At 57.5% G+C, this 18,824-nt stretch carries 18 protein-coding genes; 11 read left to right on the top strand and 7 right to left on the bottom strand.

From position 1 onward, the window contains the following. Nucleotides 1–2 precede the first annotated feature (2 nt). From ACH1XZ_RS12035 to ACH1XZ_RS12055, 5 genes are all read left to right on the top strand, one after another. The gene (locus ACH1XZ_RS12035) at nucleotides 3–1,367 is read left to right on the top strand and encodes an efflux transporter outer membrane subunit (protein ID WP_395595755.1); all 1,365 of its coding nucleotides are present in this window, start codon (nucleotides 3–5) and stop codon (nucleotides 1,365–1,367) included. Between the two features lie 152 nt (nucleotides 1,368–1,519). Then, nucleotides 1,520–2,680 (top strand): multidrug effflux MFS transporter, encoded by a 1,161-nt coding sequence (locus tag ACH1XZ_RS12040; RefSeq protein WP_395595756.1) that lies wholly within the window; start codon nucleotides 1,520–1,522, stop codon nucleotides 2,678–2,680. A gap of 163 nt (nucleotides 2,681–2,843) precedes the next feature. Beyond that, on the top strand, nucleotides 2,844–3,743 hold the full coding sequence (gene murQ / locus ACH1XZ_RS12045) for an N-acetylmuramic acid 6-phosphate etherase (protein WP_395595757.1): 900 nt from the start codon (nucleotides 2,844–2,846) through the stop codon (nucleotides 3,741–3,743). Between the two features lie 24 nt (nucleotides 3,744–3,767). Further along, on the top strand, nucleotides 3,768–5,219 hold the full coding sequence (gene murP / locus ACH1XZ_RS12050) for a PTS N-acetylmuramic acid transporter subunit IIBC (RefSeq protein ID WP_395595758.1): 1,452 nt from the start codon (nucleotides 3,768–3,770) through the stop codon (nucleotides 5,217–5,219). Between the two features lie 91 nt (nucleotides 5,220–5,310). Beyond that, nucleotides 5,311–6,213 (top strand): EamA family transporter, encoded by a 903-nt coding sequence (locus ACH1XZ_RS12055; protein ID WP_395595759.1) that lies wholly within the window; start codon nucleotides 5,311–5,313, stop codon nucleotides 6,211–6,213. Between the two features lie 40 nt (nucleotides 6,214–6,253). On the opposite strand, the gene ACH1XZ_RS12060 is transcribed toward ACH1XZ_RS12055, so the two are convergent. Next, nucleotides 6,254–7,171 (bottom strand): Rpn family recombination-promoting nuclease/putative transposase, encoded by a 918-nt coding sequence (locus ACH1XZ_RS12060; RefSeq protein ID WP_395595760.1) that lies wholly within the window; start codon nucleotides 7,169–7,171, stop codon nucleotides 6,254–6,256. A 208-nt stretch (nucleotides 7,172–7,379) separates the two neighbouring features. Here ACH1XZ_RS12060 and ACH1XZ_RS12065 point away from each other — a divergent pair, with 208 nt between their 5' ends. Then, a complete protein-coding gene (locus ACH1XZ_RS12065; RefSeq protein WP_395595761.1) occupies nucleotides 7,380–7,673 on the top strand; it encodes a YicS family protein in 294 nt (97 codons plus the stop codon). 76 nt (nucleotides 7,674–7,749) lie between these two features. On the opposite strand, the gene ACH1XZ_RS12070 is transcribed toward ACH1XZ_RS12065, so the two are convergent. Further along, nucleotides 7,750–8,700, bottom strand: a complete 951-nt coding sequence (locus tag ACH1XZ_RS12070; protein ID WP_395595762.1) for a LacI family DNA-binding transcriptional regulator — start codon at nucleotides 8,698–8,700, stop codon at nucleotides 7,750–7,752. Between the two features lie 296 nt (nucleotides 8,701–8,996). On the opposite strand from ACH1XZ_RS12070, the gene ACH1XZ_RS12075 reads away from it, so the two are divergent. The 4 genes from ACH1XZ_RS12075 (at nucleotide 8,997) to ACH1XZ_RS12090 (ending at nucleotide 12,583) form a co-directional block, all read left to right on the top strand. Further along, nucleotides 8,997–9,311 (top strand): PTS sugar transporter subunit IIB, encoded by a 315-nt coding sequence (locus ACH1XZ_RS12075; protein WP_395595763.1) that lies wholly within the window; start codon nucleotides 8,997–8,999, stop codon nucleotides 9,309–9,311. A gap of 12 nt (nucleotides 9,312–9,323) precedes the next feature. Beyond that, nucleotides 9,324–10,646, top strand: coding sequence for a PTS sugar transporter subunit IIC (locus tag ACH1XZ_RS12080; protein WP_395595764.1), 1,323 nt, complete (start codon nucleotides 9,324–9,326; stop codon nucleotides 10,644–10,646). Between the two features lie 83 nt (nucleotides 10,647–10,729). Further along, the gene (locus ACH1XZ_RS12085; RefSeq protein WP_147281519.1) at nucleotides 10,730–11,032 is read left to right on the top strand and encodes a PTS lactose/cellobiose transporter subunit IIA; all 303 of its coding nucleotides are present in this window, start codon (nucleotides 10,730–10,732) and stop codon (nucleotides 11,030–11,032) included. 162 nt (nucleotides 11,033–11,194) lie between these two features. Beyond that, nucleotides 11,195–12,583 carry a carbohydrate porin gene (locus tag ACH1XZ_RS12090; protein ID WP_395595765.1) on the top strand — a complete coding sequence of 463 codons (1,389 nt, stop codon included), beginning with the start codon at nucleotides 11,195–11,197 and terminating at the stop codon, nucleotides 12,581–12,583. A gap of 269 nt (nucleotides 12,584–12,852) precedes the next feature. Here the strand turns inward: ACH1XZ_RS12090 and phnV are convergent, their stop codons facing one another. The 5 genes from phnV to phnR form a co-directional block, all read right to left on the bottom strand. After that, nucleotides 12,853–13,650, bottom strand: coding sequence for a 2-aminoethylphosphonate ABC transport system, membrane component PhnV (phnV, locus tag ACH1XZ_RS12095; protein WP_395595766.1), 798 nt, complete (start codon nucleotides 13,648–13,650; stop codon nucleotides 12,853–12,855). Between the two features lie 2 nt (nucleotides 13,651–13,652). After that, nucleotides 13,653–14,513 (bottom strand): 2-aminoethylphosphonate ABC transporter permease subunit, encoded by an 861-nt coding sequence (phnU, locus tag ACH1XZ_RS12100; RefSeq protein ID WP_395595767.1) that lies wholly within the window; start codon nucleotides 14,511–14,513, stop codon nucleotides 13,653–13,655. Between the two features lie 2 nt (nucleotides 14,514–14,515). Further along, on the bottom strand, nucleotides 14,516–15,625 hold the full coding sequence (gene phnT, locus ACH1XZ_RS12105) for a 2-aminoethylphosphonate ABC transport system ATP-binding subunit PhnT (RefSeq protein ID WP_395595768.1): 1,110 nt from the start codon (nucleotides 15,623–15,625) through the stop codon (nucleotides 14,516–14,518). 5 nt (nucleotides 15,626–15,630) lie between these two features. Further along, entirely contained in the window at nucleotides 15,631–16,644 is a 1,014-nt protein-coding gene (gene phnS / locus ACH1XZ_RS12110) for a 2-aminoethylphosphonate ABC transporter substrate-binding protein (RefSeq protein WP_395595769.1), read from the bottom strand. 210 nt (nucleotides 16,645–16,854) lie between these two features. After that, complete coding sequence (phnR, locus tag ACH1XZ_RS12115) at nucleotides 16,855–17,574, bottom strand: phosphonate utilization transcriptional regulator PhnR (protein ID WP_395595770.1); 720 nt, start codon at nucleotides 17,572–17,574, stop codon at nucleotides 16,855–16,857. A gap of 141 nt (nucleotides 17,575–17,715) precedes the next feature. Here phnR and phnW point away from each other — a divergent pair, with 141 nt between their 5' ends. Further along, the gene (gene phnW / locus ACH1XZ_RS12120; RefSeq protein WP_395595771.1) at nucleotides 17,716–18,819 is read left to right on the top strand and encodes a 2-aminoethylphosphonate--pyruvate transaminase; all 1,104 of its coding nucleotides are present in this window, start codon (nucleotides 17,716–17,718) and stop codon (nucleotides 18,817–18,819) included. The last annotated feature ends 5 nt before the right edge of the window (nucleotides 18,820–18,824 follow it).

The raw sequence follows: 18,824 nt of genomic DNA on the forward strand, positions 1-18,824 counted from the left end.
TTATGTTTCGTTTGTCTTTGTTATTTATTGCGTTCCTGAGCGTTGGCTGCGTGTCGATGGACCCCAACTATCAGCGCCCGGACGCGCCCATCCCGGCGAGCCTGCCGGGCAGCCACGGCGAAGCCACCGCGGTTGTCGGTAACTGGCAGCAGGTGGTGAACGATGTGCGCCTGCAAAAGCTGGTGAGCCAGGCGCTTAGCAGCAACCGCGATGTGCAAAAAGCCATTGCCGACATTGATGCCGCCCGCGCGCAATACGGTGAAACCCGTGCGTCGCTGATGCCAACCGTCAACGCCGAGCTCAGCAACACCCGCAGCCGCACGCTGGCCAGCGGCGTGAGCACCACCGCGCAGGCCGACGGCGCAGTTTCCAGCTTCGAGCTGGATCTGTTTGGCCGTAATCAGAGCCTGTCCCGCGCGGCGCGCGAAACCTGGCTTGCCAGCGAATTCACCGCGCAGAACACCCGCCTGACGATGATTGCCGAACTGACCAGCGCGTGGGTGACGCTGGCGGCGGATAACAGCAATCTGGCGCTGGCGCAGCAAACCATGGCGAGCGCCGCGGACTCGCTGAAAATCGTCCAGCGCCAGCAGCAGGTTGGCACCGCGGCAGCTACCGACGTCAGCGAAGCGATGAGCGTCTACCAGCAGGCCCGCGCCAGCGTCGCCAGCTATCAGACGCTGGTGATGCAGGATAAAAACGCCATTAATCTGCTGGCGGGTGAAACGGTACCGGACGCCCTGCTCCCCGGCACGCTGGAGAGCCTGGCCGCCAACACCATCTCACTGGTCCCGGCGGGCGTCTCGTCGTCGGTACTGCTAACGCGCCCGGATATTCAGGAAGCGGAGCACAATCTGAAGAGCGCCAACGCCAATATCGGCGCGGCGCGCGCCAACTTCTTCCCAACCATTTCACTCACCGCCAGCGCCGGAGTGGGCAGCGATGCGCTATCTTCACTGTTTAGCCACGGCATGAGCGTCTGGTCATTTGCGCCGTCCATTTCACTGCCGCTGTTTACCGGCGGCAGCAATCTGGCGCAGCTGCGCTACGCCGAGGCGGAAAAAAAGGGGCTGATTGCCACCTACGAAAAGACGATTCAGAGCGCGTTTAAAGACGTGGCGGATGCGCTGGCGCGTCGCCAGACGCTGGGCGAGCAGTTGGATGCCCAGCGCCAGTACGTGGCGGCGGAGCAGCAGACGCTGGACGTGGCAATGAAGCGCTATCAGGCGGGCGTCGGGGATTACCTGACCGCACTGACGGCGCAGCGCACGCTGTGGTCGGCACAGCAGACGCTGATTGCGCTGCAGGAAACGGATCTGGCGAACCGGATCACGCTGTGGCAGTCATTGGGGGGCGGAGCGAGCTGATGTGTTGGTGCAGGGGTTTCCCCTCACCCTAACCCTCTCCCCGAAGGAGTGAGGGGATCTTTTTCTCCCTCTCCCTTCCAGGGAGAGGGCCGGGGTGAGGGTGCTGTCCGCACCATCCCCACATTGATTATGAAAAATAAAAAGGAGCTTTCATGCCGCGTATTTCCCTTTCCTGGGTCGTGGTGCTGGGCCTGCTTTGCGCCATCGGCCCACTGTGTACCGACTTTTACCTACCGGCGCTGCCGGAAATCACAGACCAGTTGAGCGCCACCGGCACCCAGACCCAGCTGTCGCTCACCGCTGCGCTTATCGGCCTGGGTCTCGGCCAGCTATTTTTCGGCCCGCTCAGCGACCGCATCGGCCGCCGCAAGCCGCTGGCTATCTCCCTGTTGCTGTTTATCTTTTCCTCAGCAATGTGCGCCGCCACGCACGATATTCATATGCTGATCGCCTGGCGCTTCCTGCAGGGCTTTGCGGGTGCAGGCGGTTCCGTACTGTCGCGCTCCATCGCCCGCGACCGTTATCAGGGCGCGCAGCTGACGCAATTTTTCGCCCTGCTGATGACCGTCAACGGCATCGCCCCGGTGCTCTCTCCGGTGCTGGGCGGCTATATCATCACCGCCTTCGACTGGCGCATTCTGTTCTGGACGATGGCGGGGATCGGCGCGGTGCTGCTGCTCCTGAGCCTCGTCGTGCTGCATGAAACGCTACCGCCAAAAAGCGCCAATACCGCGCAGCAGGCTAAAGGTACGCCGGTACTGAAGAACCGCCGCTTTATGCGCTACTGCCTGATTCAGGCCTTTATGATGGCCGGGCTGTTCTCCTACATCGGTTCATCGTCGTTCGTTATTCAAAGCGAATACGGCATGAGCGCCATGCAGTTCAGCCTGCTGTTTGGCCTGAACGGCATCGGGCTGATTATCGCTGCGCTGATTTTCTCCCGCCTGGCCCGCCGTACTCCCGCAGAAACCTTGCTGCGACGCGGCCTGCTGCTGGCAGTATTCTGCGCGCTGGTGACACTACTGCTCGCCTGGCAACAGCACGCCGTGCTGGCGCTGGTGGGGCTGTTCTTCACCGTGTCGTTTATGAGCGGTATCAGCACCGTCTCCGGGGCCGAGGCAATGAACGCGGTGGAGAGCGCGCAGTCGGGCACCGCCTCGGCGCTGATGGGCACCCTGATGTTTGTCTGCGGCGGCATCGCCGCGCCGCTCGCGGGGCTTGGCGGCGAAACGATGCTCAAGATGAGCCTCGCCATGGCGATTTCCTACGCGCTGGCGCTATTCTTCGGCCTGCTTAAACCTCGCGAAGCATAACAATCCCTGTTGCGGTAATAAAATATTCCAATGTTATTACCGCGACTTTCCTACCACCAGCGAATTCACCGCGTATCTCCAACGCATTAATCGTGATACTCTTCACATGATTGGAATAATTAATTCCTTATACTGCCTGCCACTGAGAATGATGAGGTTTCCTATGAGTATCGACCTGAGCAAACTGCTGACCGAACGCCGCAACGCCAACAGCGCCAACATTGACACCCTCTCTACCGAAGCCATGCTGACGGTGATTAACAACGAAGATCAGTTGGTTGCCCATGCGATCACCCCTTACATTCCGCAAATTGCCCAGCTCGTTGACGCCGTAGCCGACGCCTTCCGCCACGGCGGCCGTCTGATTTACATCGGCGCAGGCACCTCCGGGCGTTTAGGCATTCTCGATGCCAGCGAATGCCCGCCGACCTTCGGCACCCGCCCGGAACAGGTTGTTGGCCTGATTGCCGGTGGCCATACCGCCATTCTGAAAGCCGTAGAAAACGTGGAAGACAACGCGGCGCGCGGCGCAGAAGATTTACAGGCGCTGGGCTTTAACAAACGCGATGTACTGGTCGGCATCGCCGCCAGCGGCCGCACCCCGTACGTACTCGGTGCCATGGAATACGCCCACCAACAGAACGCGCTGGTCGCCATTGTGAGCTGCAACCCGCACGGCGAAATGGCGCAGCGCGCGGATATCGCCATCACTCCGGTTGTCGGCCCGGAAGTGGTCACCGGCTCTACTCGTCTGAAAGCAGGCACCGCGCAGAAGCTGGTGCTGAACATGATTACCACCGGCGCGATGATCCGCAGCGGCAAGGTCTACAGCAACCTGATGGTGGACGTGGAAGCCACCAACGCCAAGCTGATTGAGCGTCAGATTTCCATCGTAATGGAAGCCACCGAATGCGACCGCGCCACCGCGCAGGCGGCGCTGGACGCCTGCGGACGTCACTGCAAAACCGCCATCGTCATGGTGCTGGCAAACCTGAGCGCCGAAGAAGCCAAACAGCTGCTGGCGGACAACAACGGCTTTATCCGTAAAGCGTTAAAACACTGATTCGACTGACTGGGATACCGTGGAATGGCCAAAATAAATAAAGCGATGATAGCTCGCCTCCTCGACCTGGTTGGCGGCGCGCCGAACGTAGTCCAGGCGGGTAATTGCATGACCCGTCTGCGTTTAACCTTACGCAGCGACATCCACGCCGACGTGACGGCCATCCGCCAGGTCGAAGGCGTGCTGGGCGTCGTCGTCAGCGAGGAGCAGTTCCAGATAATCCTCGGGCCGGGCAAAGCGCAAACCGCTGCCGAGCTGATGAACGAACTGCTGGAAAACGAACCTGCCGCGCAGCAAACACCCGCCAGCGGCGAGTCACTCGCCGATATCGCCAGCGCCAAAAAACAGGAGCTGAAGGGTAAACAGACCGGCGGCGTGCAGAAGTTTCTGGCGAAGTTTGCCACCATCTTTACCCCGTTGATTCCGGGCTTTATCGCCGTCGGGCTGCTGCTGGGCTTCGCCACGCTCGCCGAGCAGCTTTTCGTGCTGGAGAACGCGCATCCCAACGCCACGCTGGTGGGCATCATCAGCTACATGAAAATCTTCAGCAAAGGGATGTTCACCTTCCTGAGCATTCTCATTGGCTATAACGCGCAGAAAGCCTTTGGCGGCTCCGGCGTCAACGGGGCCATCATCGCCGCGCTGTTTATCCTCGGCTATGACCCGAAGGCCACCGTCGGTTTCTACTCCGGCATCACCGATTTCTTCGGCCACGGCATCGACCCGCGCGGCAATATTATCGGCGTGCTGATCGCCTCGATTATTGGCGCGTGGGTCGAAAAACGGGTGCGCCGCATCATGCCCGCCAACCTGGATATGATCCTCACCTCGGCGGTGACGCTGCTGATCATGGGCGCGGTCACCTTCGTGGTGATTATGCCTATCGGCGGCTACCTGTTTACCGGGATGTCCTGGCTGTTCCTGCACCTCAACGGCAACCCGTTCGGCTCTGCGGTGCTGGCCGGTCTGTTCCTGCTGGCGGTGATGTTCGGCGTGCATCAGGGCTTTGTGCCGGTCTATTTTGCGCTGATGGAAGCGCAAGGCTTCAACTCGCTGTTCACCATTCTGGCAATGGCCGGTGCGGGTCAGGTGGGTGCGGCGCTGGCGCTCTACGTCCGCGCGAAGCAGGATTCTCTGCTGCGTACGCAGATCAAAGGCGCCATCATTCCCGGCCTGCTCGGCGTGGGCGAGCCGCTGATTTACGGCGTCACGCTGCCGCGCATGAAGCCGTTTGTCACCGCCTGTCTCGGCGGTGCCTGCGGGGGCTTCTTTATCGGTCTGGTGGCCTGGCTCGGGCTGCCGGTTGGCCTCAACACCGTCTTTGGTCCATCTGGCCTGGTGGCACTGCCGCTGATGACCTCGCACAGCGGCATCTACGCCGGGATGGCGGTCTACGCCGCGGGCCTGCTGGTGGCCTACTTCTTCGGCTTCCTGCTCACCTGGCTGTTTGGCAGTAAAAACGTCGATCTCAGCTAACCCTTTTGCCCCCGGCGCACCGCTGGGGGCAAGCCTCAGCCCATGCTATGATGCCCGTCAGAATAAAATCATATGACAGGGTTGAGGAAAAATGGGTGCCACCAGAAAAGGGATGCTGAACGTCTTAGTTGCAGCGATATTGTGGGGAAGTTCAGGCGTTTGTGCACAGTACATCATGGAACACAGCCAGATGCCGTCACCGTTTCTGACGATGATTCGCCTGCTCTCCGGTGGCTTTATCCTGCTGACGTTCTCCTTCCTGCACGGCGACGGCATTTTCCGCATTCTGAAAGACCGTAAAGATATTCTCAGCCTGCTGCTGTTCTCTCTTGTCGGCGCGATGACCGTTCAGCTCACCTTCCTGCTGGCGATTGAAAAATCCAACGCCGCCACCGCGACAATTTTGCAGTTCCTGTCGCCGACCATTATCGTCGCCTGGTTCGCCATCGTGCGTAAAGCCCGCCCCGGACGCTTCGTCTTTGCCGCCATTGCCACCTCGCTTATCGGCACCTTCTTGCTGGTCACCCACGGTGACCCGACGTCGCTGTCGATTTCCGGCGCGGCGCTGTTCTGGGGTATCGCCTCAGCCTTCGCTGCGGCGTTTTACACCACCTACCCGTCCACGCTGATTGCCCGCTACGGCACGCTGCCTATCGTTGGCTGGAGCATGCTGCTCGGCGGCGCGATGCTGCTGCCGTTCTACGCGGGAGATGGTGCCAACGTGGTGATTACCGGCAACCTGCTGCTGGCATTCTTCTACCTGGTAGTGATTGGCACCTCCCTCACCTTCAGCCTGTACCTTAAAGGGGCGCAGATGATCGGCGGCCCGAAAGCCAGCATCCTCAGCTGCGCCGAACCGCTCAGCAGCGCATTACTGTCCCTGCTGCTGTTGGGCATTAGCTTCACCCTGCCGGACTGGCTGGGCACGCTGCTGATCCTCTCCTCGGTGGTGCTGATTTCACTGGACTCACGCCGCAGAACAAAGACGGCGTAGCGACGTGCTGCCCGATAGCATCTGGCTATCGGGCCTGATGTTAATGGCGCAGTGATGCCAGTTCGTCAGCCGAAAGCCCGGTGATTAGCTGAACCAGGGCGATATCTATACCGTTTTCCAGCATGGTCCGGGCAATGCGCTGGGCTTCCTGCTGAATGCCCTGTTGCAACCCCTGCTGAACCCCCATTTGTAATCCCGCCAGATGCCCCTCTTCCCGCAGCCTCTCCGCAATCGTCATCATCTTCTCCTTCTGTTCGGGTAAACGCGCGACCGCAGCCTGGAGAAATTCATGAAAGCGCACCGCATCTCCTGACCGCAGCAAATAATTAAACAGCGCTTCCATCTGGCTGTCATTAGCACATCCAGTAACGAGCAACAGGGCTAGCCTGTCAACCAGCCCCAGCAGATCGCGCTGACGAATATGCTTTTGTACCAGCTCCAGCAGCGCGATTCGTCGGTGATGCATAATCTCGTCGTCTGGCACGACCGTGATATCCACCAACGGGAACGCGTCGGCGTACAGCGCACGAGCCGCTACCGGATTCGCGAACTCGTCCAGCCAGCACAACGAAAAGGGATAGGGACTTTGCATCCCGTGATAAAAGAGCATAGGGATCACCAGCGGTAGCGTCGGGTGACCTGCATCCAGATGACGCTGCATCGCCGACAGCGCGTAGCGCAACAGGCGAAATGCCATATGTGCGTCTGGCGAGCTTTGGTGTTCAATCACCACGTAGATATAGCCTTCACCTTCCGTGGTCTGTAACGACCACAACACATCGGAATAATAGGCACGAAGGCTCGGCTCAATAAAACTGCCGGATGCCAGCGTTAGCGTTTGCAGGTCGCACAGAGACCTTAGCGCCTCCGGCAGATGAATAGTCAGAAAATCCCGCGCCGTTTCCGGGTGGCATAAAAACTGTTTGAAGACCGCATCGTGCGGCGTAGAAGTCGTCATGATGTTCCATCATCCAGAGAACTGATAGCGGGACTCTACGCGCAGAGCAGCGTAAAAGCAGGCCTGATTTACCGCTTTTACGAGCCGCGACGAAAGGTGTTAATGTGCCAGTGCAACGCTATCATTTGGCGGGAAACCGCTACGCAGAATGATGTTCCGGGGAATACGTCTATAGTTACCTAAGCGCATTAACATAAGGATATCCGCAATGAAGAAAGTCAGTATCGTCGTGTCGCTTGCCGCCTCCCTGCTGTTGCCCGCTGTCGCGCTGGCCGCACCGCTGGAGGGGCTGAAGTTTGAGCAGCAAAAACAGCAGGTGGTAAAAGACGTGAAGCAGAATTGCCCGGCAAGCAGTGGGTTAAGTGATTCCACGTTTGCCAACCGCGTACTGGAGTCAAAAGACAACAAAATCGCGGTGCAGAGCGCCACCCGGGCGCTGGATAAGAACGATCGTTCTGCCTATGAAAAGGCGATTAAAAGCATTCAGTGCCCCACCAAATAACATTCAGTAATCGTTGGCCGGATAAGCTAAAACGGCTATCCGGCAACGTGCCGCACAACGCCTGATGGCGACATCATTAGCGTTTATGCATCTCCGGAATAATCAAATCACCACGAAATGCGTTATTTCCCGGCATCTGTGTTTTCTCTTCCAGCCAGTGCACAATGCGCGCGGCAATGGCGTCCATCGAGTATTCGATAGCCGGAATGGTCGGAATGCCCGGCAGATGCAGCGTCCCCGCAAGGCTAAAGACCATCACATCTTCCGGCACCCGTTTGTTGAACGCCAGGAGTTGCGGGATCACCCGCTGCGCTTCCTGTTCATCGGCCACCAGCAGCGCATTGAAGTTGACGGTGCTGGCATTGTTTAGCAGTTCCTGCAACGCCACGGTCGAAGAGTTGCTGTCCATGAACACCAGGTTGCGATTAAACGGCAGAAAGTTTTTCTCCAGCCCCTGCTTATAGCCCAGCAGCACGTCGTCGGCAAAACCGCTGCCCAACGGCTGAATCAGCGCAATCTGGCGGCGGCCCTGGCTTGCGAGATAGTTGCAGGCGGTTTCCGCGGCAAAGACGTGATCGAACTGGATGCTGTTGGTGTTTTCCGCTTCAGGGCAGTCAATCAGCACCACATTGTCGCTATCGACTTCCAGCGGAAAACGCGCCCCGATCACCAGCACGTCATCGCACAGCCCGCTGGTCAATTCATCGAGTGCCGACATCACGCCGGTTCGCGTATTGGCAAAACGCAGCAGCAGGTGTTTCTGATGCTGGCTAAATTGCTTTTCCAGCGCGTAGAGATAGCCGGTGGTCTGGTTAATATTCTCCATCGCACAAATGACGCCAATGCAGCCGGTGGACTGACTCAGCAGCGATTGGGCAATCACGTTGGGCCGATAATTAAGCTCATCAACCGCACGTAAAACCGCAAGCCGGCTAGCCTCCTTTACTCCTCGTGAACCGCTCAACACACGCGAAACTGTGGCCTTAGACACTCCGGCCAGACGTGATACATCGTTGATTGTAGACATCATTCTCCCCTGAAAAGGCACACGGCTTGCCTTGTAAATCCTCGGTACAGCAACGGCTCAAATTATAGCTGTCGGTAGTATATCCGTTTCCTTTTTTTCATGGAAACCGATTATCCATTTGATGTCCATTTAGTCTCAAAACGACAATTTTTTGTGAGCCAGGACGAAATAATTAGTCTCATAAGCATGAGAAATTGATGAATATCACAGTTCTAAGTTTTATGAATAGAAACCGGTTTCAGTTTCATATCAAATCACAATCGCAACAACTTTTTACATTTAGAGGATGGTCATAGATGTACAAAATTATGCTCTGCTGCTCCGCCGGAATGTCGACCAGTATGCTGGTCAGAAAAATGGTGGAAGCCGCGAAAGAACGGGACTTGCCGGTGAAAATTGATGCCTATGGCGTGTCCGAATTTGACATCCAGTACCCGCAATATCAGGTGGTGTTACTGGGTCCGCAGGTGAAGTACATGTTAAAAAGTTTGTCAGAAAAGGCCGCCACCCAAAATATTCCCGTCCAGGCAATTGATACCATGGACTACGGAATGCAACGGGGTGACAAAGTACTCGATTACGCTCTGTCGCTGATTTCCGCAGCGCACTAAAAGGGTTTCCAAATGAGTTCTCTTTATCAATCTATGGTTGCCGTTATTGAGCAATCCATTACCCCGCTGGCTGGCCGTCTCGGACAGCAAAAATATGTCATCGCCATTCGCGATGGTTTTACCGCCGCGCTGCCGTTTATGATAATCGGCTCGTTCATGCTGGTGTTTATTTTCCCGCCGTTCTCACCGGATACGACCAACGGTTTTGCCCGCGGCTGGCTCGATTTCTCCGCTCACTATCGCGATCAGCTGATGCTGCCGTTTAACCTCAGCATGGGCGTGATGACCTTCTTTATCTCCGTCGGTATCGGGGCAAGCCTCGGTCGTCAGTTTAACCTCGACCCGGTGATGTCCGGCCTGCTGGCGTTTATGGCCTTCCTGCTGGTTGCCGCGCCGTACGCAGACGGCAAGATTTCCACCCAGTATCTGTCTGGTCAGGGGATTTTCACTGCGCTGATTACCGCGATTTACTCCACTCGCGTGTACGCCTGGCTTAAGCAGAACAACGTCACCATTCGTTTGCCGAAAGAAGTCCCGACCGGCGTGGCGCGTTCCTTTGAGATCCTGATTCCGGTTCTGGTGGTGATTGGTACGCTGCACCCGCTGAACCTGTTCATTGAAGCGCAGACCGGTATGATTCTGCCGCAGGCAATTATGCACGTACTGGCACCGCTGGTTTCTGCTTCTGACTCCCTGCCTGCAATTCTGCTGTCAGTACTGATGTGCCAGATTTTCTGGTTCGCCGGGATCCACGGCTCGCTGATTGTCACCGGGATCATGAACCCATTCTGGATGGCGAACCTCTCCGCCAACCAGGCCGCGCTGGCGGCGGGTACCGTTCTGCCGCATGTCTACCTGCAAGGTTTCTGGGATCACTACCTGCTGATTGGCGGCGTAGGCTGTACCTTACCGCTGGCGTTCCTGCTGCTGCGTAGCCGTGTCGCGCACCTGCGTACCATCGGTAAAATGGGCGTCGTCCCAAGCTTCTTTAATATCAACGAACCGATTCTGTTCGGCGCGCCGATTATTATGAACCCGATGATGTTTATTCCGTTTGTCTGCATTCCAATGGTTAACGCCGTTCTCGCCTATACCGCTACCCGTCTCGGCTGGTTGGCACAGGTGGTTTCGCTGACGCCGTGGACCACGCCTGCGCCTATCGGTGCTTCCTGGGCGGCAAACTGGGCGTTAAGTCCGGTAGTGATGTGCGTTATCTGTATGCTGATCTCTGCGGCCATGTATTTACCATTCCTGCGCGCCTACGAGCGTTCATTAATGAAGACTGAAGAGCAGAAATTAAAAGCAGCATCGCCATTAGCGGAAACCGTTAGTTAAATAAAATTAATTTAACATTAAGCACTAATATATTATTTCCGCCCTGTTCTTATGATGACTTTAAATAGTTAGGGGATCTTATTATGGTTAGGTTAGAGGACGCGGTAATGGAAATAATCATTAACGCAGGCCAGTCCAGGTCGCTCTGTTTTGAAGCGCTGCACGCCGCGCGTCAGGGCGAAATGGAGGAAGCCAGAAATCTCCTGCGGGAAGCCGACGGCTACGCCCGTCAGGCGCACCATATGCAAACAAAGCTTATCGAGCAGGATGCAGGTGAAGCGCGGCAGCCCATGACCTTAATCATGGTTCACGCGCAGGATCACTTAATGAATTCATTACTTGCTCGTGAACTTTCGGAAGAAATTATTCATCTGTATCAACGTTAATATTTAATTTAATTTAACTACGGAGACGTTAATCACGCTAATGATTTAATTGTACCCTACGCGATAAAATATAAAATCAGCTTGTTCTGGTGGCGATAGCGAATATCCACCTGAACGGGATGGTTATTGTCTGAAAATATAATTAATTAATTTGAGATAACCATGAAAACTGTAAAAAAACTTCCTTTAGCTATCGCGGTTATTGCCGCACTTTGCCCGCTTTCCTCTGTAATGGCACAAGAGTTTACTCAGGAACAAATCGACGCCATTGTGGCCAAGGCCGTCGATAAAGCCCTGGCTGACCGCCAGGCCAAAATGGATGCCGCCCAGGCTAAAAAGGTGGATCTGGAAACTAACCCACAAAGCGCCGCACAGACCCCAGACATGGCGGTGCCGTTTGGTCTGAAGTTCAGCGGCTACGCGCGCTACGGCGCACACTTCCAGGCTGGCGATCAGAAATACGTCGGCGTGGACGGCTCCTATAACGGTGCCTCGGCGATCGGTCGTCTGGGTAACGAAGGCAACGGCGGTGAATTCCAGTTAACCAAAGCCTTTAAGAGCAGCAAAGGCGCTATCTGGGATATCAACGTCATGTTCGACCACTGGAGTGACGAAGTTAACCTGAAAAAAGCCTACGTTGGCGTGACCAACGTGCTGGAATCTAACCCTAACGCCTATATCTGGGCGGGCCGCGACTTCCACCAGCGTCCACAACAGGGTATCAACGACTACTTCTGGATGAACCACGACGGCCAGGGCGCAGGGGTGAAAAACTTCGACGTTGGCGGCGTGCAGTTCGACGTCGCTACCGTGTCGCAGGTGAAATCCTGTAGCCCGGAAGTGATGGCCGATGAGTCCAACCCATCTCGCATCACCTGTACCGGTAGCTCAGATACCGGTGACGACGGCCACTACGCGCTGACCACCAAAACCCACAACATCAAAGCGGGCCCGATTGACGTTGAGGTCTACGCTAACTACGGCTTCGACTCCAAAGCGGTGGATAACGATCAGCAGCTGGATGCCTGGCAGGGCGGCCTGCTGTTAAGCCACACCAACAGCGATGACAGCGGCGTGAACAAGGTTATCCTGCGCTACTCCGATAACTCGGATAACAGCGTATTCAACAAAACCGACGGGCTGACCGCTATCTACGCCAGCTTCGAAGGTAACTATAAATTTACCCAGCAGGCGCAGGTGGAATACCTGTTGGCCTTCCACGATTACGACAACAGCAAAGACAACACCGACAATCGTAAAAACTACGGTGCTATCGTGCGTCCAATGTACTTCTGGAACGACGTGCACTCCACCTGGCTGGAAGCGGGCTACCAGCGCGTAGATTACGATCAGGGCGGTGATAACCACGGCTGGAAGCTGACGCTGTCGCAGAACATCGCGATTGGTATGGGGCCGGAATTCCGCCCAATGCTGCGCTTCTACGTGACCGGTGGTCAGGTTGATAACAAGCGTACGGCGAAGGTGAACGGAACGCAGGACGAGCAGCTGGATTCGCTGAATTTCGGCGGAATGTTTGAAGCCTGGTTCTAAGCTAGCGTGATAAACCCTCTCTCCCCTTTTACGGGGAGGGTTGGGGTGAGGGTTTGACTTTCGAGCCAACATACGCCCCTCACTCTCACCTTCTCTCTAAAGGGGGAGAGGGGACCTTTTTTGGTTATGTGCCCTCTATTCCCCTCACCCTAACCCTCTCCCCAAAGGGGCGAGGGGACCGTGTTGTGCAGAATTTTTCTGCCGAGCTAACCAGCGGCACCGATGTGCTCCCTCTCCCTTTTTAAGGGAGAGGGCTGGGGTGAGGGTTTTTATTTCTGCCCCAACCGCTTTGCCACGCGCTCCAGCTTCATCATCAACAGCAGCGTCATCGCCACCAGCACGATAGTCAGCGCCGCGCCGTCGGCGATATTGCCGCGATCGGTGAGGCTAAAGATAGCCACCGGCAGCGTGGTCCATCCCGGCGGGTAGATCATCATCGTTGCCCCCAGCTCCCCCATCGACAGCGAAAGGCTCAGCGCTAGCGCCGAGACCATCCACGGCATCAGCAGCGGCAGCGTCACGTGGCGTAGGCGGTACCACGGCGAAGCGCCAAGGCTAGAAGCGACATTTTCAATATCGGCAGACACCCGCGCCAGCCCGGTGGAAACGTTGCTGAAGGTGAAGGCCGAGATCAGCACAAAGTGCGCCACCAGTACAATCCACAGCGTGCCGTTCATCTGTAGCGGCCCCTGGCTGAAGGCCACCAGAATCCCAAGCCCGACGGAAACCGAAGGGATCGCGCTCGGCAAATAGAACAGCATACTCAGCCCTTTTTGCACTTTACCGCTGTATTGGCGCAGCGCCAGCGCTGCCCAGACGCCGCACAGCAGCGCAAACAGGCTGGCGCAAAAGCCGATGATCAGGCTGGCGAGCAGCGCATCCCACGCCGCGCCGCGAAAGGCATTCACAAAGTGGTTCAGCGTGAAGCCGCTCGGCAGAATGCCGTTCCACTGCTGGCTCAGGCTGGACATTAAAATCACCGCCAGCGGCAGGAAAAAGAAGACGCTGGCAAGCGCGGTGGCTACCACGCCCGCCGCGACGCGCCCTTTGCGCGACCAAATCAACATGGTTAGCTCCTAACGCCCGTGCGCGCCGCCGCCAGGCGGTAGAGCAAGAACAGCCCCAGCGACAGCACAATATTAATTAATGCGATCATGCAGGCGACGCTGTAGTCAGACTCCAGAATCGCTTTGCTGTACACCATCATCGGCAGCGTATTGACCCCTTTCGCGCCGATAAACAGCACGATGCCGAATTCGTTGGTGGTCAGCAGCAGACACAGGCTGCCGCCCGCCATCAGCGCGGGGAGCGCCGCCGGGAAAATCACCTGCGCAATCACCCGCAGCGGGTGCGCACCGAGAATGCTGGCCGCCTCAAGCTGGCTTTTATCAATCTGGCGCAGCGCCGCCATCAGCGGGCGCATCACCAGCGGCGTGAAGACGGTGATCTCCGCCAGAATCACCCCCTGCATCGAATAGAGAAAATCGACCGGCGGCAGATCGAAGGCGAACAGGTGCATCAGCGTGCCGTTAAGCAGTCCCGCCGAGCCATAAATAAAGGTGAAGGCCAGCGTTATCAGGAAGGTGGGCAGCGCGATAAAGGTGTCTACCACCCGGCCAATCAGTTCGCTGCCGGGAAACGGAATAAACACCAGAATCAGCGACAGCACGCTGCCCAGCAGCAGACAGCCGGCGGTGGCGGTCAGCGCAATTTGCAGGGTGTTCATCAGCGCGCTAACAAAGCGCCGGGATTCCACCACCTGCCAGAAGGTGTCCAGCCCGACGTTGCCGTTGGCGTCGCGCAGCGCCTGCTCGACGATCAGCGACAGCGGCCAGAAGAACAGCGTGGTCAGCACCAGCAGCGGCAACAGCAGCCATAATAGCGGGCGCAGATTGGGCAGCGGTTTGGTCTGGGTCAGAGAGAGCGACATCGTTATACCTCAATCAAAACCGCATCATCGGGCTCGAACCACAGCGCCAGCTTGTCGCTGGGCTTCGGTAGCGGGTCCACGTGTGTCAGCACAATGCGCACCGCCTCGCCCGCCACGTCGCACAGCAAATGGGTGAGATCCCCCTGCCAGTGCACCGATTGCAGCGTAGCGTTAAAACGGTTGCTGACGGCAGAGCGTGGCGTCAGGCTCAGGTGCTGCGGGCGAATGCACAGCAGCTTGTTGTGACCATGATGGCTGCCCTGGCTAAAGGCGCGGACCACCGTGCCGCCGCAGCTCACGTCCACCAGCCCCGGCGCATCCGTGATGCCTAGCGCAGTGGCGGAGAGAATATTGGCACGCCCTAAAAACTCGGCGGCAAAACGGTTCGGCGGGTGACGGTACAGCGCGCGGGTTTCGCCGTGGGCGATCATCGAGCCGTCCTTCATGATGCCGATTTTATCCGCCAGGGTGAGCGCTTCGGTCTGGTCGTGGGTAACGTAGAGGATGGTCAGTTCCGGCAGTTCGCGGTGCAGGCGAGCTATCTCTTCCACCATGTTGTGGCGAATCTGCGCGTCCAGCGCCGAGAGTGGCTCATCCAGTAACAGCACCCGTGGGCGCACGGCAATGGCGCGGGCAATGGCCACGCGCTGCTGCTGGCCGCCGGAAAGCTGGTGCGGATAACGGGTGGCATAATCGCTCATGCCGACCGTTTTCAGCGCCTGGGTTACGCGATCATTAATCAGTGCCTTGGGCTGTTTTTGTGCTCGCAGGCCAAAGGCGACGTTATCTTCCACCTTCATATGCGGGAACAGCGCGTAGTTCTGTACTACCATCGCCAGCCCACGCTGGTAAGGCGGTAACTGGGTCACATCCGTATCGCCGATGAGAATGCGGCCGCCCGCAGGCTGGACAAAGCCCGCCACCGCGCGCAGCACCGTGGTTTTTCCGGAGCCGGAAGGGCCAATCAGCGCCAGCACTTCGCCGGGTTCAATCGTCAAAGAGAGCGGTTTAAGCACCACGTTGCCGTGGTACGCCACGCGCAGCGAGTCGAGGACAATCCCCGAGGTTCCCTGCATCGCAGGGGCAGAAACGGCGGTCGTTTTCATCAGCATCAGGCTTACTCGCTTTCGGTCACTTTATGCCAGCGGGAGATGTCGGCCGACAGCGAGACGGCGACGTCATCCCAGTTTGGCTGCCAGCTCTGCACGCCCGCCATCGCCGCGGTGGCCGCTTTATAGTGATCGTCACTCGGCGTCACGTCGCTGCGCACCGGCATCCCCCAGGAGAGCGCGCTGACGCTGGTTTGCGCCTCTTTGCTCAGCAGGAAGTTAATCAGCTTTTTGCCGTTTTCACTCTGCGGCGCGCCCTGGACTAAGCCAACCACGTACGGGATCGCCAGCGCGCTGCGCTCGCCTTTGTCGTTGGCCGGCCAGAAGATTTTCACGTTCGGGTTACGTTCCATCTGCGCGAGGTTCATTTGCAGGTCACCGTTCGCCACATACAGTTCGCCTTTATTGACCAGCGCGGTCAGCTTACCGGTGGAGGCGGATGGCCCGACGTTGTTGGCCTGCAGTTTGCCGAGATAATCAAACCCGGCGTCTTTGCTGCCGAAGCTGTGGAAAGCCTGCAGCATTACTGCCGTGCCGTCAGCGGCCTGGCCTGGGGTGGAGTACTGCAGCTTGTTCTTGAACTGACCATCGAGCAGGTTCTGCCAGGTAGCCGGAGCGGTTTTCAGCACCTTGCCGTTGTAGATAAAGCTCAAGTAGTTCTTCACCAGCGGCGAGTAGAGGTCGTTGGCATCCGGAATTGCGGTGGCGGCGTCGGTTTTAAAGCTCGCCAGCAGTTTTTCAGACGCGGCGCGCTGAATGAACGGCGGCGCGGTCACCAGCACGTCGGCCTGCGGGTTGGTGCGCTCTTTCGCCAGGCGCTCCACCACCACGCCGCCGCCGCCTTCAACGTAGCGTACGGTAATGCCGGTCGCTTTGGTGAACGCGTCGAACTGCGCCTGATACCAGCTGTTGTCGCCGTCGTGCAGGCCGTCGATAGAGTAAACCGTGACCACCGATTCCGCCCATGACGGGGCGCTGGCGAGAGCGAAAACAGACAGCAGAGCAAGTCGGGAAAGTTTCATCGTTATAGCCTCATAGCGTGCGTTTTGTGTTTCTGGCCTATACCAGATTTGCTTTTTACGCTAAACGGCTTTTGTGACAATACGATGAAGGATTTGTTGAATGCCGGATGGCGCTGCGCTTATCCGGCCTACAGGACGGTACAATTTGTATGGGCGGTGCGATTTGTAGGCCGGATAAGGCGCGCAGCGACGCCATCCGGCAAACGGCGGTTAGTGGGTATCCACCTCAATACGCAAGCTATCGTGACGCCAGTATTCGATATCCAGATCGAGCACCCGCCCGTGCTGATCGTAGTTAAGGCGGCGTAACAGCAGCGCCGGGCGCCCTTCCATCACCCCCATCGCCTGCGCGGCCTGCGCTGGCATGGCGGTCGGGTAGAACGACAGGTGCATGCTGGTATAGACAAGGTTGTAGTGCGACTCGTACACCTCGGTCAGGCTGCCGTTGAGATCGTACTGCAACAGCTCCGGTACGCGGGCGGGCAGACAGTGGTTTTCGCTGTAGCACACCGCGCGACCGTCGGCGTAGCGCAGACGGGTCAGCAGGTAGATCTGGTCAAACGGCTGGAGCTGTAACGGCTCCATCGCCTCCACCGGCACGGTGGTCAGCACGCCGCTCAGCAGCGCGGTTTTTGGCTCACGGCCCTGCTCGCGGCACAGCTTGTGGAAGTTGGTGTTCTGGGTCGGGTCCAGCCACAGGCGTTCCGGCGTGACAAACCAGCCGCGGCGGTCGGCGCGCCAGATAAGCCCGCTGGCCTCAAGCTGCGCCAGACTTTCGCGAATGGTGATGCGCGTGGTGTTGAAGATCGCGCACAGTTCGCGTTCAGACGGCAGCTTATCGCCGCTTTTCAACGCACCGCTCTGGATGCGCGCCTGCAGCTGCGCCTTGATCAACAGGTACTGTGGGATATCGCCCGGAATCGCTTTCATAGTCACTCGCTGTCACTTTTCACTGCCGCCATTATACAGACGCAGATGAATTTTTTGTTGCAGAGCCATTTTCCCTTTGACCCTTTGCCGAAAAGATCGTCATGATAAATGCAAATCTGGTATAGACCAAAGGTAAATAACATGACTTCGCGTAACTATCTGCTGCTGACCCCCGGCCCACTGACCACCTCACGCACCGTGAAAGAAGCGATGCTGTTCGATAGCTGCACCTGGGACGATGATTACAATATCGGCGTGGTGGAATCTATCCGCCAGCAGCTGACTAAACTGGCAACCACCTCTGACGGCTTCACCTCTGTGCTCCTGCAGGGCAGCGGCAGCTACGCCGTGGAAGCGGTACTCGGCAGCGCGCTCAGCAAGCAGGATAAGGTGCTGATTGTCAGCAACGGTGCCTATGGTGCTCGCATGGTCGAGATGGCGGGAATGATGGATATCGCCCATCACGCCTATGATTGCGGCGAAGTTTCCCGCCCGAATGTGCAGACGATCGAGCAGATCCTCAAGGACGACCCGGCGATCACCCATATAGCGATGGTGCATAGCGAAACCACCACCGGGATGCTCAACCCAATTGACGAGGTCGGCGCGCTGGCCCGTCAGTACGGTAAAACCTACATTGTGGACGCGATGAGCAGCTTCGGCGGTATTCCGATGGATATTGCCGAGCTGAATATCGATTTCCTGATCAGCTCCGCCAACAAATGCATTCAGGGCGTGCCGGGCTTTGCCTTCGTGATTGCCCGCACGGATAAACTTACCGCGTGCAAAGGCCGCTCTCGCTCGCTGTCGCTGGATCTCTACGCCCAGTGGCGCTGCATGGAAGATAACCACGGCAAATGGCGATTCACCTCGCCAACTCATACCGTGCTGGCGTTTGCGCAGGCGCTGAAAGAGCTGGCAGAAGAAGGCGGCGTGGCGGCGCGCTATCAGCGCTATCAGCAAAACCAGCGCAGCCTGGTCGCCGGTATGCGGGAGCTGGGCTTTACCCCCCTGCTGGACGACGCGCTGCATTCACCGATCATCACCGCGTTTTATTCTCCAGAAGACCCGCAGTACCGCTTTAAAGCATTTTATAGCCGCCTGAAAGATCAGGGGTTTGTTATCTATCCGGGGAAGGTATCGCAGAGCGATTGCTTCCGTATTGGCAACATTGGCGAAGTGTACGACACCGATATCGCCGCCCTGCTGACCGCCGTTCGCCATGCGATGTACTGGACAAAATAAGGAGC

The organism is Kluyvera chengduensis (assembly GCF_044197065.1).
GTDB lineage: Bacteria > Pseudomonadota > Gammaproteobacteria > Enterobacterales > Enterobacteriaceae > Kluyvera > Kluyvera ascorbata_C.

Coding starts and splice junctions, on each gene's coding strand:
- ACH1XZ_RS12035 (WP_395595755.1), top strand. CDS start 3: ATGTTTCGTTTGTCTTTGTTATTTATTGCGTTCCTGAGCGTTGGCTGC.
- ACH1XZ_RS12040 (WP_395595756.1), top strand. CDS start 1,520: ATGCCGCGTATTTCCCTTTCCTGGGTCGTGGTGCTGGGCCTGCTTTGC.
- murQ (WP_395595757.1), top strand. CDS start 2,844: ATGAGTATCGACCTGAGCAAACTGCTGACCGAACGCCGCAACGCCAAC.
- murP (WP_395595758.1), top strand. CDS start 3,768: ATGGCCAAAATAAATAAAGCGATGATAGCTCGCCTCCTCGACCTGGTT.
- ACH1XZ_RS12055 (WP_395595759.1), top strand. CDS start 5,311: ATGGGTGCCACCAGAAAAGGGATGCTGAACGTCTTAGTTGCAGCGATA.
- ACH1XZ_RS12060 (WP_395595760.1), bottom strand. CDS start 7,171: ATGACGACTTCTACGCCGCACGATGCGGTCTTCAAACAGTTTTTATGC.
- ACH1XZ_RS12065 (WP_395595761.1), top strand. CDS start 7,380: ATGAAGAAAGTCAGTATCGTCGTGTCGCTTGCCGCCTCCCTGCTGTTG.
- ACH1XZ_RS12070 (WP_395595762.1), bottom strand. CDS start 8,700: ATGTCTACAATCAACGATGTATCACGTCTGGCCGGAGTGTCTAAGGCC.
- ACH1XZ_RS12075 (WP_395595763.1), top strand. CDS start 8,997: ATGTACAAAATTATGCTCTGCTGCTCCGCCGGAATGTCGACCAGTATG.
- ACH1XZ_RS12080 (WP_395595764.1), top strand. CDS start 9,324: ATGAGTTCTCTTTATCAATCTATGGTTGCCGTTATTGAGCAATCCATT.
- ACH1XZ_RS12085 (WP_147281519.1), top strand. CDS start 10,730: ATGGTTAGGTTAGAGGACGCGGTAATGGAAATAATCATTAACGCAGGC.
- ACH1XZ_RS12090 (WP_395595765.1), top strand. CDS start 11,195: ATGAAAACTGTAAAAAAACTTCCTTTAGCTATCGCGGTTATTGCCGCA.
- phnV (WP_395595766.1), bottom strand. CDS start 13,650: ATGTTGATTTGGTCGCGCAAAGGGCGCGTCGCGGCGGGCGTGGTAGCC.
- phnU (WP_395595767.1), bottom strand. CDS start 14,513: ATGTCGCTCTCTCTGACCCAGACCAAACCGCTGCCCAATCTGCGCCCG.
- phnT (WP_395595768.1), bottom strand. CDS start 15,625: ATGCTGATGAAAACGACCGCCGTTTCTGCCCCTGCGATGCAGGGAACC.
- phnS (WP_395595769.1), bottom strand. CDS start 16,644: ATGAAACTTTCCCGACTTGCTCTGCTGTCTGTTTTCGCTCTCGCCAGC.
- phnR (WP_395595770.1), bottom strand. CDS start 17,574: ATGAAAGCGATTCCGGGCGATATCCCACAGTACCTGTTGATCAAGGCG.
- phnW (WP_395595771.1), top strand. CDS start 17,716: ATGACTTCGCGTAACTATCTGCTGCTGACCCCCGGCCCACTGACCACC.